11 protein-coding genes and 1 pseudogene are annotated in these 15,437 nt (G+C 62.6%); 4 read left to right on the forward strand and 8 right to left on the reverse strand.

All coding sequences use genetic code 11. The features are described 5' to 3' along the window. Positions 1–591 carry a hypothetical protein gene (locus B0G77_RS42135; protein WP_133667780.1) on the reverse strand — a complete coding sequence of 197 codons (591 nt, stop codon included), beginning with the start codon at positions 589–591 and terminating at the stop codon, positions 1–3. Positions 592–964: 373 nt separating this feature from the next. Then, a complete protein-coding gene (locus B0G77_RS42140; protein ID WP_243751525.1) occupies positions 965–2,533 on the reverse strand; it encodes an EAL domain-containing protein in 1,569 nt (522 codons plus the stop codon). A gap of 1,092 nt (positions 2,534–3,625) precedes the next feature. Between B0G77_RS42140 and B0G77_RS42145 the strand changes: the two genes are divergently transcribed. Next, on the forward strand, positions 3,626–8,416 hold the full coding sequence (locus B0G77_RS42145; protein ID WP_133667782.1) for an autotransporter outer membrane beta-barrel domain-containing protein: 4,791 nt from the start codon (positions 3,626–3,628) through the stop codon (positions 8,414–8,416). 679 nt (positions 8,417–9,095) lie between these two features. Next, positions 9,096–9,320 carry a hypothetical protein gene (locus tag B0G77_RS42150; protein WP_133667783.1) on the forward strand — a complete coding sequence of 75 codons (225 nt, stop codon included), beginning with the start codon at positions 9,096–9,098 and terminating at the stop codon, positions 9,318–9,320. A 38-nt stretch (positions 9,321–9,358) separates the two neighbouring features. Here B0G77_RS42150 and B0G77_RS42155 read toward each other — a convergent pair whose 3' ends face one another. Together B0G77_RS42155 and B0G77_RS42160 are read right to left on the reverse strand one after the other, a co-directional pair. Then, positions 9,359–9,979, reverse strand: coding sequence for a DUF2244 domain-containing protein (locus B0G77_RS42155; protein WP_133667784.1), 621 nt, complete (start codon positions 9,977–9,979; stop codon positions 9,359–9,361). 81 nt (positions 9,980–10,060) lie between these two features. After that, positions 10,061–10,576, reverse strand: coding sequence for a hypothetical protein (locus B0G77_RS42160; RefSeq protein WP_208116604.1), 516 nt, complete (start codon positions 10,574–10,576; stop codon positions 10,061–10,063). Between the two features lie 351 nt (positions 10,577–10,927). Here B0G77_RS42160 and B0G77_RS42165 point away from each other — a divergent pair. Next, positions 10,928–11,182, forward strand: a pseudogene (locus B0G77_RS42165) (DUF1488 domain-containing protein). Positions 11,183–11,277: 95 nt separating this feature from the next. Beyond that, positions 11,278–11,820 carry a hypothetical protein gene (locus B0G77_RS42170; RefSeq protein WP_133667786.1) on the forward strand — a complete coding sequence of 181 codons (543 nt, stop codon included), beginning with the start codon at positions 11,278–11,280 and terminating at the stop codon, positions 11,818–11,820. A 200-nt stretch (positions 11,821–12,020) separates the two neighbouring features. Here B0G77_RS42170 and B0G77_RS42175 read toward each other — a convergent pair whose 3' ends face one another. Genes B0G77_RS42175 through ctaD form a run of 4 tightly spaced genes read right to left on the reverse strand, consistent with a single transcriptional unit; the run spans position 12,021 to position 15,437 of the window. After that, positions 12,021–12,362, reverse strand: a complete 342-nt coding sequence (locus B0G77_RS42175; protein WP_133667787.1) for a cytochrome C oxidase subunit IV family protein — start codon at positions 12,360–12,362, stop codon at positions 12,021–12,023. Positions 12,363–12,370: 8 nt separating this feature from the next. Further along, positions 12,371–13,078, reverse strand: a complete 708-nt coding sequence (locus tag B0G77_RS42180; protein ID WP_133667788.1) for a heme-copper oxidase subunit III family protein — start codon at positions 13,076–13,078, stop codon at positions 12,371–12,373. Beyond that, entirely contained in the window at positions 13,075–13,686 is a 612-nt protein-coding gene (locus B0G77_RS42185) for a cytochrome c oxidase subunit 3 (RefSeq protein ID WP_133667789.1), read from the reverse strand. The genes B0G77_RS42180 and B0G77_RS42185 overlap by 4 nt, the downstream gene beginning before the upstream one ends. After that, positions 13,683–15,437 carry a cytochrome c oxidase subunit I gene (ctaD, locus tag B0G77_RS42190; RefSeq protein ID WP_133667790.1) on the reverse strand — a complete coding sequence of 585 codons (1,755 nt, stop codon included), beginning with the start codon at positions 15,435–15,437 and terminating at the stop codon, positions 13,683–13,685. Before ctaD ends, B0G77_RS42185 begins: the two co-directional genes overlap by 4 nt.

Consider the following 15,437-nt stretch of genomic DNA (forward strand, 5'->3'; position numbering starts at 1 on the left):
TCACTGCCACCCGAAGCTCTTCGCCATCAGTTGCCATTGGTCGGCGTTATCCGCCCCGGACGGGGCGGATACTGTGAGCGTCGCCAGCCTGCCGTCTTTCCAGAAGAAATAGCGTTCGTTGTCGAGCCTGATCTCCTTGTTGGTGACCGGATTGCGCTCGGAGTTCGATCTGTAGGACACGACGAATACACGGCCCGACGGCAAACCAACCGACTTGAGCGCAGACACACTGATCGCCCGACCGGTCACCTGCAGTTCCCTGACCTGGCCGGTCCGGAGGTCTTCGAGTGTCGGCCGTTGCGCGCGCGGCGACACCATGATCCCCACGACGTTGTACTTGTCCGTGAACGTGACCGAATCCGTTGTTTCGCGACGGGCCCACCCCTCCGGCACCTTGATCGAGAATCCAAGCGGCGACCGGTAGAGCACGAAAACCTGGTTGTCGGGAATGTCGCCTGGAGGATTCTTCTCGACCGGTGCCGGGCGCTGGCCAGGAGGCATGGCGGGCACGGACGCCTGTCCATATGAGACGCCCGCACCCGGCACGGCGCAATAGGCGGATAGCACAAACACCACGCAGATCGTTCGCATGGAAATCCTCCCGGGCTCACTGCGTCATGCCGGCGATCGACGATGTCAATCCGGGCATGTGATGAGAGCCGCTCGACCGTAGCGGAAAATCATATTAGGCCCGGGAACCTGATGGGATGCTGAGTTCGGACGGACGATCGTCGTTCAATCAGGCAGGACGGCCGACCGCTGCTGCAATTGCGCGCGTAGGCGCGACAGGCGCTTCCCGGCCAGCTCCGGACATCCAGACAAATTGCGCGGACGTCCGCAGTTCGACGCATAGACGACGATCGCTTTTGACGCCTCGACAAGTCGATGCTGTTGTTAGCCAGTTGAAGTTCGTACGTGTATTGGCATACGCGGCGCCGCACTGTTTCATTGCGTACGCGGGGTATTAGTTTGTCGGCTGAAGCGTCGATCTGCTTTCACTAAGCCAGAGGATGAGTTCGTTCACACGCATTGCCTTCGCGAACAGCCAGCCCTGTCCATACTGGACGCCTCTCTGTACAAGATATTCGACCTGGACATCGCGCTCGACGCCCTCGGCCACGATTTCCACACCCAGTTCGTGTGCCATCTCGATGATATGAGGCGCGACGACGCTCGACGCTGCGTCCTGTGCGATGGTGTCGATAAATGACTTGTCGATTTTCAGGACGTCGACCGTGAAGGTTTGCAGATACGAAAGGCTGGAATATCCAGTTCCAAAATCGTCAATATAGATCGGGTGACCGGCATTCCTGAACGCCGCTATTGTTTCCCGCGTTGCGTCGGCGTCCATGAAGCTTCGCTCCGTCGCTTCGATTCTGATCTGCGCGGGGTGGATGCCCGTTCCCTTCAGCCGGGCAGTGAGGACGTAGAGGAAGCGGCGCGTTCGCAAGTCTTCGCTGCTCACATTGATAGAAACATAGAACGAAGGACGCGCGCGCAAAAGCTTCGACAGTTCGTCAATCGTCTTGTCCAGTACGAGGTCCGTCAACGGTTGAATGAGGCCGTTCTGCTCGGCAACTGCAACAAAGATTTCTGGCGAGATGTAATGCCCATTCAATTGCCATCTGACCAGTGCTTCGACGCCCACGCATTCGCCGCTCGTGAGGCTCACGATCGGTTGAAAATACACGTCAATCCTTCTTCGTGAGATAGCCCATTCTAATGTTGCGGGGAAGGAGATCTGTCGCGAGATCCGCCTGAATGCAAGCCAACCGAGCAAGCCTCCAACGATGACACCAACCGATAGCCACATCACAAGCAAACCGGTCCAGTTGCCCAGAAGGCTACTACGTGGGGATTTGACTACCACGCCGAGCGGGCGGGTCGCCGAACGGGCGACAGCGTAATGCCATTGTTCGCTGTTCACGTGCCCGGCAAGTTTCCATGCGTTGAGCATGTCGTTGCCATCCGCGCCGGACGACAAGGCCAATATCGTGTTTGTCTCGAAATTGATCGCGGCAATCGGTCTTCGGGCGGGGTCGATAAGATCAACATAGGACTGCGGATCGATCGAGACATAGTTTCCATTGCGACCGATCTGAATGTCCTGACGTACATCACTGAGCGGGTTCTTCTGCCGGAACCAGATCAGATAGCCGTCGTTGCTTCGCCAACTGGGCGGCGGCATTGTCAGATGCTGCGCCCGAACGTCTCCCACAAGCGGCGAGCACAGGTATTGTCCGCCGCCGTAAGCGCCCGCATCCTGCACGTAGCGATAGTTGAAAATCACGCGGGCAAGCTGAGCGATGTAGGCGGGCGAGCAGGGTCCGCCGGGTACCGCCTCCATGTCGGCGATCGCGGCGAATGCCTGGTAGGTGACAAGCTCCGTGCGCATCACGGCTTTCGCGGCCAATTGCTGCAGATCGTCCTGCTCGCGACGTTCGGCATCTTCGTCTGCGACATAGATGCTGGTCAGCACGGGCAGGATTGTAGCAATACAGCCCAGCGCGACAGAAGCTGAAATGAGCGACAACCGTTTTATCATCTCGCAAGTTCCGTGGTAACTGTCCGCATGGAAGACCTGCACCGACGCGAGGGGCGAACGCTCGGAATCACGATGCCACGGTAAAGAATAGTATCTGGCGCCTATTTTTCAACTCATCCCTGAGCGCATCGTCCATCTACTCTCGTGGGTGCGCAAACTACCGATATTCGACGGCAAACGGACGTTGGATGATGCCTCACTTGAGTCCGGTTAGGGGCGGCTGCTACTTGTCGCCATCAGGCATACGTCGGACATTCGAGTGCCGGTTTCACTCAGCTATCAGCCGATCGTGGAGCGACGACGCACGGCGCATCACCGGCCGAACCGGGCTGCCGCCTGCAATCAAGCGGATGATCGTAGATTGCCTCAACAGGTACTGGCCAGCGACTGCTATAGCGGTTTGCGAACCGGATCTCCGGGCTGTAGCGGGCCTTCGCGCTCCCACTCCCTCTACCCAAAAACAGATGCTCAACGTTTGACGTGGGGCCGGGCTGCAGGAGCAGATCCTCTCGATGGAGGGACTGCTTCAGAACTCCGGAGTTGAGTAAGTGTCATCCATAAGGCTCCCCGATGTGGATTCAATCGGTCGCCCCAGCGGATGGCTTTGCCGTCCGCTGAGAGTTTGAGTTGGCCGCCATGTATTCGCCTCCTGAATTCATCCTTCCGCTCATATTCCGCTGGAGGGTTAGCCTCATGGTGCTCTGGCCTTGCCAACTGCCGCTGGTTTACGTATCGTGATCCTTACATTCCCTTGCCCATATTGAGTTGTCGTTGTGCTGCCTGATCTGGGTGGCGGACTACCTTGGCAAGCCGATGCGGACCAGCAATTCGAAAAACAGGAACAAGTGCGATTAGCTGAGGTAATGCTGCGGCCCGCACATACATCGTTAATCGCCAGGCCATCGCTCTGGTCCTCCCACCTGATGCGCGAATCGTGGGCGGTAAAGATAGCTAACAGGTCGCTCGAGCCGACTCGCTTCAGAAATCCTCAGCTCGCGGATCAGTTTCAACGCTAGCCGACGCCCACTACGCAGCGCTACACGCGCTTCGCGGCCAGGCGGGCCAAGGCCAGGGAGGGGAATGAACCGCTTGTACAGGATCATCTGGAGCGTTGCCACGCAGGCCTGGGTGGTCGTATCCGAACTGGCAAAAGCGGGCGGCAGGAAGACGCGGGAGAAGGCCGGCCGCGGCGCGGCCCTGCTGCCACCGGTGATCGCGCTGGCCTGCTGTGGACAGGCTCACGCCCAGGCGTTCAGCTGGTCCCCCTCGGGGGCGAATTCCGGGGGGAGCGGGAACTGGGATCTCACCAGCAGTTCCTGGTACAACGGCGTGACGCTCGCGCCGTGGACTAACGCGGCGGGACGCAATGCCACATTCGGCGGTGCCGCGGGGACCGTGAACCTGCTTACCCCGGTGACAGTGCAGAACCTGAATTTCAGTGTCGGCGGCTATACGCTCACGGGCGGGACGATCAACAACGGCGCATCGGCCGCAACAGTCGGCCGGACGATCAGCGTGGGCAGCGGCAACACCGCGACGATCAACCCGGTCATCGCCGGCACCGGCAACCCCCTCATCGTCAACGGCGGCGGCACCGTGGTGCTGGGCGGCGTCAACACCTACGCCAACACCACCAACGGCAACTTCTTCACCGCCAGCACCTACCGCAGCACCAACGTCACCCAGGGCAGCACACTGCGGGTGGCGAGCGACAGCAATCTGGGTGCGGCGCCCACAGCGTCGGCCAACGGTCTGCAGCTGGGCGACGCCACGAGCAGGGGCACGCTGGCGATCACGGGCGCTGGCTTCACGACGAACCGCAACGTCTTGCTGGGTCCGGGTACGGGCGGCGGCGGTGGCATCGACGTGGCAGCGGGCGTCACCGCCACCTTCAGCGGCCTGATTACAAGCGCTAGCGCGGGCGATGGCGCGTCGCTCACCGCCAGCGGCCCCGGCACTCTGGTGGTGACCGCCAACAATAACTACCAGGGCGCGACGACGATCTCGGCCGGTACGACCGTGCAGGTTGGCAATGGCGGCGCCACAGGCCAGCTGGGCAGCGGCGCGAATGCCGCCATCGTCGACAACGGCACGCTGGTCTACAACCGGACTGGCGCCGTCGTCCGATTCGGCCCGATTTCCGGCGCCGGCTCGCTCCGCCTGACGAACGCCGGCTTCGCCCTCGCGCTGTCGGGCGCCAATACCTACACCGGCGGCACCTTCATCGACGCGGGCACCCTGCGGATCGGCAACGGTGGGCCAGGGACTACGTTCGCCGGCGATATCTTCATCAACAACACCAGCAGCGCGGTCCTCTTCAACACCGGCACCAACAGCAATATCAGCATCGCCGGCGCGATTTCCGGCCCCGGCTCGGTGCAGCAGATCGCCAACAACCGTGTCACGCTGAGCGGCGCCAGCACCTACAGCGGCGGCAGCACGATCACGAACGGCTCGATCGTGCTGACCAACGCCAGCAGCGCCGGCACGGGCCGAGTAACCATCACCAGGCCGGCCGGCACGACCGGCCTGGAGCTGGCCTTCACATCGGCCGGCACCTTCGGCAACGTGCTGGCGGGCGCGGGCGCGACCACGGTGAGCGGGGCACAGGCCACGATCACGGGCGCCAGCGCCGCCTACACGGGCCAGTGGAACGTGACCGCGACGGGCACCCTGGCCGTGTCGAACACGGCCACGACCAGTACCGCCAACCTCGGCACCGGCGGGGTCAATGTCGCCGGCACCGTCAATGTGCAGACGACGGGCGCCTTCAGCTTCGCCAACGCCCTGACCGGTGCCGGCACGCTGAACGCATCCAGCGGCAACCAGGCGTTCTCGTTCGGCCCCGGTGCAGGCGGCAGCTTCGCCGGCACGCTCAGACTGACGAACAACACTTTCGCCCTGTCGGGCACTAACACGACGGCCGTGACGGGTGCCGCGCTGGAGGTGGGCACGGGCAACGTGACCAGGGTGGGCGATGGCAATCAGGCGATTCGTGGCCTGAACATCAATGGCGGCACGGTGCAGTTCAATGTCACGGCACCCGATCAGGCGTCGGCGGCCAGCCTGATCACGGCTGGCTCGCTGGACGTCAGTCATGCCGGCGCGGTGGGCATCAATCTGCCCATGCCTTATGTCGCCAGCCCCCCGGACACGAACAATGCGCTCAACCTGCTGATGCAGGATGACGCGAATGTTGGCGTACGACTGGTCAGTGCGGGCACGGTGACCGGCAGCGCCGGAGCACTCGTTCCTGTGGACCAGAATGGCAATGCCATCACGGCCGGGCGCCAGATCGACATCAGCCAGAACGGCAACACGGTGGCCAAGGGAAGCTACGACTACCGGCTGACCACGGGCGCGGCGGCGGATGGCCTGTACCTGAACTACGGCCTCAAGCAACTGGAACTGCAAGCGGGTCAGACTCTGGTGCTGGCCCAGGATAGCGGAGCGACCGGCACCGCGGCGGACATGTCGGCGAGGATCACGGGCACGGGCAGTCTGGCCATCGATGCAGGCACGGGGTCGTTGTCCCTGTCGAACTCGGGCAACGACTACAGCGGCCAGACGAGCGTTAGTTCGGGCACGCTGCGGGCGGACAGCGACCAGGCCCTGGGCCAGACGAGCGCGCTCAACCTGGCCGGCACCACCGGGTTCGACCTGAACGGCAAGACCCAGACGGTCGGTTCGCTCAATGGCGCAGCGGGTTCGACCCTGGACCTGCATGGCGGCACGCTGGGCGTGGGCAACGGCGGCACCTCAGCGGGCACGCTGACCGGTGCGGGCCAGTTGAACCTCGGCGGCGGCACGCTGGGTGTGCAAGGGGCCAACACGGGCCTGAGCGCCAGCACTGCTATCGCCAGCGGCGCCACCATCAGTCTGAACAACGTGGGCGGCCTGGGCAGCGGCACGATCATGGATAACGGCGCATTGGTGCTCAATGGCGCTACGGGCACGCTGGGCAACGCCATTGCCGGCACGGGCGCGGTCAACCTGACCACGGGCGCCGACGTGACGGCAACGGGCAGCAACACCCTGTCGGGCAACTGGAACACGGCGGCGGGCACCCGCCTGAGCGTCTCGAGCGCCAGCAACCTGGGTACGGCGGCGATCAGCAATGCCGGCACCCTTAATGTCGACACCACGACCGACTGGACCCTGGCCAATGCGATTGGCGGCGCCGGCGAGTTCGTCAAGGGCGGCGCCGGCCGTCTGAGCCTGACCGGGCAGACTGGCTGGACGGGCGCCACCCGGCTGGAAGGCGGTGAGCTCGTGCTCGATGGCGTGGTGGGTGGTGCGCAGTTGGCCAGCAATATCACGGGCACCAGCGGCACCCGCCTGAGCCTGCAAAACGGCGCGGTCCTGACTGGCTGGATTGACCCGACAGCCGTCAGCATCGACGCGACCAGCACCTGGAACATGACGGCCAGTTCCCAGGTCGACAGCGTCAATCTGGTGGGTGCCATCAATTTTGCCGCGCCTGCCGCGCTGCCCCTGAGTGCGGGACGAACCCTGACGGCCAGCAACTGGGTCGGCCAGGGCGGCACGATCGGGCTTTATACCGTGCTGGCGGGAGACGGTTCCCCATCTGACAGGCTTGTGATCGACGGGGGTCCCGCCACCGGCAGTGCAAAGCTGCACATCACGAATGCGGGCGGTGCGGGGGCATTCACGACGGGTAATGGCATTCTGGTGGTGGATGCGGTCAATGGCGGCACAACCGCACCCACGGCCTTTACGCTGGATGGACGGGCAGTGGCGGGCGCGTATGAGTATCGGCTGTTCAGAGGTTCCAGTCCGGACCCGGCCGACGACAACTGGTATTTGCGCTCGGAGCAGCCCCTGCCCCCTTCAGGATCGAGCGGCTCCACACAGCCGCAGCCGCCGTCGCAGCCGCAGCCGCAGCCGCAGGCGCTTTTCCGTCCGGAGGTTGCCGCTTACCTGGCCAACCAGAATCTGGCCGGCCAGATGTTCGTGCACAGCCTGCACGACCGGCTGGGCGAGTCCCAGTACGTCGAAGGCCAGGGCTTCGACCCTGAGCAGGACAAGCCGCGATCGGCGTGGGTACGGGTGGTCGGGAACTGGGAGGGAAGTCACAGCCAGGATGGCAACTTCCAGATCGACAGCAACACCTTCCAGCTTCAGGGCGGGGCCGAACTGGCGAAATGGAAGTTCGCCACTGACGCTGACCGGATTCACGTGGGTCTGATGGGCACCTACGGTTATTCCAGCAGTAATGCTGAAGCCGCGGGAAATCCGGCGCGTGCACATGGCACGGTGGAAGGCTTCAGCCTCGGCGCCTATGGGACGTGGTATCAGAACGACAGGAACAAGCTTGGCGCCTACGTCGATACTTGGTTCCAGTATGGCTGGTTCAGCAACCGGGTCGAAGGGAACGAACTGCCCACTGTGAATTACAACGCTCAGGGATGGGCCATTTCCGGTGAAGGTGGCTATGCGATTCCCTTGCCCCACGACTGGGTGATCGAGCCGCAAGGGCAAATCATTTACGTGAGCTACAACGAAGGTGACATCAGCGAGCCTAATGGCACGCGCGTGACCGGAGCCGATTCGAACGGACTGATCACGCGGCTGGGCGTGCGGTTCCAGCGGATGTTTCAGCACGACGACGGCCGGAAGATACAGCCCTATGCAACGGTCAACTGGTGGCATACGACGGCAAACAGCAGCATCTCGTTCAATCAGGTAGCGGTTGGCAGTCTCTATCCGTCTAACCGATTTGAGCTCAAGCTGGGCCTGAATGTTGACCTTGGCAAGCGTTGGACGGGCTGGGCCAATGTGTCCGGCGAATGGGGCGCGCAAAGTTATTATCAGTTCGCCGCGCGCGGTGGCGTGAAATATACCTGGTAAGCCGCAAGGATGTAGGACGCGAATCCTTGGGGGTGTGCACGGCTGACGACGCAAACGGACATTGCTGCCAGACGTTGAAGGTGTGAACGTTCCCCCGGTTCCGATATGTGCTTCCCTTCCATCCTGGTTCCGATCAAGACCGGCAGTTTCGATGCGAGCCCTCCTCAGGGAGATGGCTCTGCGGTTTGCCGCGTGCGTCTTCTGTCGACTGTGGAACGGACGGTCACAATCGGCCGACCGATGACCGTTCAGGGTCGTTTTGCGACAATCACCTGTCGCTAATGTGCTTTCCTTTCCGTCTTCTGAAGCGCCCCCTATCAGCGTCGGCGGTCGTCGAAGGGCCTGTCGGCCGCAGACAGCGATGCCGAGCGTCGCGACACCGCGCTCGGTGCCGTGCTGACCCAGTTGCTGACCGCGGCCGTGCTGGTCACGATAGCGGAGCGAAGAACGCCGGGCATGTGCCGCTGCATGACGTCGGACAGATCGCCGACGCGCTTTATGCGCTGCTGGGCGGGGCGGTCTTTGTATGGGCGCGCTCGGCGCCACGATGGTGGCTGCGCTGTGTCGCCCCTCGCCCTCGCGCGGGGCTTCGGTGAAATCGCAGGCTAGCGCCGTTCACTGGCCTTGCATCCGTTCAAGGCGCGATGGTTCTACGGGGTCTACGGTGACCGGCAGTGCGGTGTTCGTCGCGCGCGTGCCGGACGTTCAGTCGCTCAACATCGCCACCCAGGTGCTCAACGCTTTGCTGCTGCCGTTGGTTGCAGGAAGGCTGATCGCGCTGGCGAGCGGCACTGTGTTGCCCGCTGCAGAGCAAGTGCGCGGCGCATTTCGCGTGGCGCCGATCATTGGAGTGAGCATCGCGTGCGGCATCGGCATCGTCGGTGCGCTCGGCGTGTTGGTGTGAGGCCGATCAGACATGCCGGGCGATTATCGGCCGGCATGTCAACAGTCGGCCACGATAAAGCGGCGCAATTGACGCGCGAACTCCGTGCGGGCGGCGGCAGGCAGTTGCCGTCCGACGGGAATACGCTGCCAGCCGTCGCAAAGGTAGACGGCGCCATCGCTGTCGCCGAGAGACACGGCCACGCGGGCCGCATTCATCCGATGCATCGTGCGGCGTCCGCCCTCGTGTACTTCGACGATCACGAACGGGGGCGCTAACGTCAGCACCTCGCCGTCCGTCGCGTGCCTGGAGTAGGCGATAAAGGCGATGCCGACGGCCACGGTGCAAAGCATCGAGAAGGGCAGCGCGAGCCACACGCCGAATGCGAATGCCGCTGCCACGCCGATCGCGAGGACGAGCGCCATGAGGAACGCGATCGCGGCGAGCGACTGCCGCGGCGTGAGGGAGCAGTTGCGCTTGATGCGCCACTCGCGGCTCGGCACACCTCCCTCGCCGTCGAAAGGGCCAGGCCCGTACGACCGTCTGAAGTATGCGTACATGATCGAAAGTCCCGCGTCGTGGAGCCATCCGTGACGCGCAATGCGCGTGCCGCTCTGTCTCTCTGCGTTCGTAAGCCCTCGCACATGTCGACCGGCGCTTTCACCGGAGTGGTAGAGCATGACGATCTCGACGAGGTGCTCATGTTGTTGCGCGGCGAGCCTTATCTGCTCTGGAGACCGGTCGATCAGCACGGCACCGGACTACGACGGGCCGCCCGCCTCCACCCTGCGGGATGTGTTGCGCTCCAGTCTCATGTACAGGTTCGCCGCCACGATACCGAAGACGATGTGACTGAACAGGCTGGCCCAGTTGCGCGCTTCTGCGAACCACGGAAAAAGCCGTGTCATGCCGTAGAAATTAATCAGGTAAACGGCTACAGCGAAAGCGCCACCCGCCAGTGAAGCCATCCCCACGCTCGAGTCAAGGTTGAATGACGTCATGATCAGACCGAGGATAAGCGCCAATACGATGGCAAGGGCAAAATGCACCACAAAGGCCGCGAGCACGATGCCAATTGAGACTGCTTGCGGCGATTGCAATGCGCCTCGTCCCAGCATGATCGCGGCGACCATGCGTGGGGGCTCCAGCAGACTTCCGCCCGCCATCAGTGCCATCAGGATAACCCCTAACGCCAGGAACACAGCGCCTGCGATGACGCCTGCCAGCACGGCTGCCCGCCAGTCGAGCTGGCCGTGCGTGAAATGATGGGAATCCATGTGAAGTTGCACAATTTGTCTCCCGATTGATTCGAATAATTCATTCTAGTCTGTCATCGGCAACTTGAATGTCGTCAAAACCCGACGGTGTGAAACTCACTGCGTGGAACTGACTTTTCCTGGTTCGTCTTCTTCGGGTCCGGTTTATCTACAACCTGGTTTTTCTTCGCTCCTTTCCCTTATTTCCCTTGTGGTTGCCGCATTCTGACCAGATAGATTCCCGAGGTCAGCCGTGGCGCAGAACCAGCGCGTCACGACCACGTTATCGCTTCATCAATGTGAATTTCAAACCGTCCGTTTTGGACGAATTTGACGCCGACGCTAACATAGTCCTCCAGCTCGCGAGCGAATCTGACAGTGCGCTTTACGGCGCGCGTCGACGGCGAGCCGGTTGAATGCGGCAATTACCGCCGAGGCGCTGGAAGATCATTTCGGCGCCCATTCCGCGCTGGAATCCGCCTTAATGGCTGCTTTCGACAACGGCCGCAATCGTATCCGTTCGGTTTGCGCGGAAACGATCGACCAGAACGGCGGCAAGGAGTAGTGTTACATAGCGGACTGTTCAGAGTGGACGGCATGGAACCCGATCGCGGCACCACGGCATAGTCCCGGCGCGTGCCACCGCATGCACCTCTGTCTCGGCGCGGGTGAGATGGGGCGGTATAGTCTGCAACCGCTAGTCAACGATGGAAGGAGGCCACATGTCACTCATCGTCGCAGCACGCTTCACGACATTCCCCGCCGCTGAAGACGCGGCGCAACGGCTCTTCAATGCCGGTTTCGTCGAGGAGGACGTCACGCTGTTTTTCGTCAATCCGTGCGGCCAGCACGGATTCGAGACCATCACCGACGCAAACGCGAGGGGGGCGCCGAAGGGTGCCGGGATAGGCGTCACGATTGGCACAGTGGTTGGCGCCATGGTCGGCGTCGGGATCTTCGCAGTGTTTTCGGCGCCGCCTATCGTGTTGCTGATCGCGGCCGGGGTGAGTGCGTATGCCGGTTCATTGGTCGGCGCGCTCGTGAGCACGCGTGAAGCCAGCGACGAAGAAACCCGTGATTCCGGCGTGCTGGTGGCCGTACATGTGTCGCCGGACAGCCAGTTGGACGCCGCACGGGTGCTGCGCGATGCGGGAGGCGCGGCAATCGAACGCGCGACCGGCCGCTGGCAACAAGGGCGGTGGGCCGACTTCGATCCGCTCAAGCCGCCTGTGCCGCTCAACGAATTCAGTGAGAAGCACGCCTGATTCGAAGGTGTTTTTCGCTGAGATTTTCAGCGAGCCAGGAAACAAAAACGGCCCGGCATTTGTCGGGTCGTTTTGTTTTCAGAGCAGTGCGTTCCAGGCAGGCCCTTGCCGCCGCTCGTTTTGCAGAACGACTTCAGGCCGAGCTCTTCGAGGAGCGAGGGACGCAACGGCCGTCGCCTGAGGTACGGTCGGCGCAGGGGTCAGTGGAAGAAGAGTTCCCGCATGCCGAAGGTGTGATGCGCTTCGGCAGCCATCAGCACCATTAGCACCAGCAGGCCCAGGGGCGGCATCAGGATGGCGTACACCAGCGCCAGCCGCTCCCACATCATGTGCATGAAAATCGACACGATCAGCCCGGCCTTGGCGATCATGAGCACGACGATCAGCACCCAGCGCAGCAGGCCCTGCACGTGGAAGTAATCCACCAGGTACGACATCGTGCTCAGTACGAACAGCAGGCCCCAGATCTTCAGGTAGATGCCGATCGGATGCTGCTGGCCGTGCGCGGCGTCGGGTCGATGGGCTGGATCGGTGTGGTCCATGGTCTGCCTCACCACAAATAGAACAGCGCAAAGATGAACACCCACACCAGGTCGACGAAGTGCCAGTACAAGCCGGCAATCTCAACGATCTGGAAGTTGCCGTGCTCGGTGAACCCCGGCTGCAGGACCTTGCGTGCGATCAGCAGCAGGTAGATCACACCGCAGGTCACGTGAAAGCCGTGGAACCCGGTAATCATGAAGAAGCACGCGCCAAACTGCGCCGCGCCCATCGGGTTGCCCCAGGGGCGGATACCTTCATGGACGATCAGCTTGGTCCATTCGAAGGCCTGCATCGACACGAAGGTCGCGCCCAGCAGCGCGGTCGCCAGCAACAGTGCGGCGGCGCGCTTTGCGTTGCGCCGGTAGCCAAAGTTGACAGCCATCGCCATGGTGCCGCTGCTGCTGATCAGGATGAACGTCATGATGGCGATCAGCAGCAATGGCACATCCACGCCGCCCACAGTGAGCCCGAACACCTTGGAAGTGTCAGGCCACGGCACCGTGGTCGACATGCGTACCGTCATGTAGCCGATCAGGAAGCTGCTGAAGATGAAGGTGTCCGATAGCAGGAAGATCCACATCATCGCCTTGCCCCACGGCACCTTGAAGGCTTCGCGGTCGGCCGACCAGTCCGTGACGATGCCGCGCCAGCCGTCAGGCCCGGCGTCGGTGGGCGTGGTGCCAGCGGATTCGGTGGGGAGCGTGGGCGTGGTCATGGCGCGGCTCCATACACCGGCCCGCAGATGGCGGCGACGAACTCAGGGGTGATCCACCACATCGCCGCCAGCAGCACGAGCCAGACAGCCAGCAGGAAATGCCAGTAGATGGCGCAAAGCGCGATGGCGCGGTGGGTTCGGAAGGGGTCCGCGCGCTGGAGAAGCGCGATCGTCACGGCCCAGGCCACCAGCCCGCCCAGCACATGCAACCCGTGCAGGCCGGTGAGCAGGTAGAGGAAGCTATTGGAAGGATTGACGGTGACGGTCTGCCCGGCCGCCGACAGCATGCGCCAGGCGGCCAGTTGTCCGATTACGAACACGGCCGCCAGCACACCGCCCGACACCAGCCACGCCGCGCGGTGTAAGGTAATCTGCCGGGCACGCTGCATGGCAATGCTTGCCAACACCAGCGCGCCGGTGTTCCACCACAGCAGCGCCGGATGCGGGATCGGCTGCCAGTCGGGCTCGCGCATACGCATTGCATAGGCGAACAGCAGCAGCGAAAACAATGTCGTTGCCACCGCCATGAAGACGATCAGGCCGATGCGGCTCGCATTCGGCACGACAGGCGGCGCGTCAGGCACGAAGGAACTGCGCAGTGTGGTCATTCGCGTGCCTCGCCAGGTTGAAGCGTCGGATGGGCCGGTTCAGGCGCGGTCTCAGGCGGCTGGTTTTGCGGGACGAAGTCTTCCTGCTGCCCCGGCGGGCTGTATTCGTACGCCCAGCGGTAGACGACGGGCGGCGCGGCGCCCCAGTTGCCATGCACTGGCGGCGTTTGCGGCGTCTGCCATTCCAGCGTGGTGGCTCGCCACGGGTTGCTGTCGGCACGCTTGCCGCGCACCAGGCTCCATGCCAGGTTGTACAGGAACAGCAACTGCGCCACTGCAACGATCAGCGCAACGACGGTGATGAACGTGTTGAGCGTCTGCGCCGACTGTGGAATGAAGCTGAAGCCTTCATACGCGTAATACCGCCGCGGCATGCCCAGGATGCCGAGATAGTGCATCGGGAAGTAGATCGCATAGGTGCCGAGGAAGGTGACCCAGAAGTGCACGCGCCCGAGCGTGTCGTTGAGCATGCGGCCCGTCACCTTCGGATACCAGTGGTAGATGCCGCCAAACACCACCAGGATCGGCGACACGGCCATCACCATATGGAAGTGCGCGACCACGAAGTACGTGTTCGACAGTGGAATGTCCACGCTCACGTTGCCGAGATAGAGCCCGGTCAGCCCACCCAGGACGAAGGTGCTAATGAAGCCGATGGCAAACAGCATCGGCACGGTCAGGTGGATATCGCCGCGCCACAGCGTCAGCACCCAGTTGTAGACCTTGAGGGCGGTCGGGATGGCGATGATGAGCGTGGTGGTGGCAAAGAAGAAGCCGAAGTACGGATTCATGCCGGCGATGAACATGTGGTGCGCCCAGACCACGAAGCTCAGCGCACCGATTGCGATGATGGCCCACACCATCATCTTGTAGCCGAAGATGCTCTTGCGCGCGTGCGTGCTGATGAGGTCCGATGCGATGCCAAAAGCCGGCAGCGCGACGATGTAGACCTCCGGATGCCCGAAGAACCAGAACAGGTGCTGGAACAGCAGCGGGCTGCCGCCGGCATGCTTGAGCGTCTGCCCCATCGACACCACGGCCGGTATGAAGAAACTGGTGCCGAGCGTCCTGTCGAGCAGCATCATCACCGCCGAGACGAACAGCGCCGGAAACGCCAGCAGCGCCAGGATGGTCGCGATGAAGATGCCCCACACCGTGAGCGGCATGCGCATGAGCGTCATGCCGCGCGTGCGCGCCTGCAGCGTGGTGGTGACGTAATTCAAGCCGCCCATCGTTGCCGCGACGATGAAGATCGCCAGCGACACCAGCATCAACACGATGCCCCATTCCACGCCCGGCGTGCCCGGCAGGATGGCCTGGGGTGGATACAGCGTCCAGCCCGCGCCGGTCGGCCCGCCTGGCACGAAGAAGCTCGCCACCAGCACCAGCACGGCCAGCAGGTAGACCCAGTAGCTCAGCATGTTGAGAAACGGGAACACCATGTCGCGCGCACCCAACATCAGCGGGATCAGGTAGTTGCCGAAGCCGCCCAGAAACAGCGCCGTCAGCAGGTAAATCACCATGATCATCCCGTGCATGGTGACGAACTGGTAGTAGTGGTTGGCGTCGATGAAACTGAACTTGCCCGGAAAGCCGAGCTGCAACCGCATCAGGTCCGACAACACAAGACCGACCAGGCCGATGGCGATGGCCGTCAGCGAATACTGCACGGCGATGACCTTGTGGTCCTGGCTCCAGACATAGCGGGTCCAGAAGCTTTGTGGGGCGTGGTCAGTGTGCGCGTAAGGCAT

The sequence above is a fragment of the Paraburkholderia sp. BL10I2N1 genome (assembly GCF_004361815.1).
Lineage (GTDB): Bacteria > Pseudomonadota > Gammaproteobacteria > Burkholderiales > Burkholderiaceae > Paraburkholderia.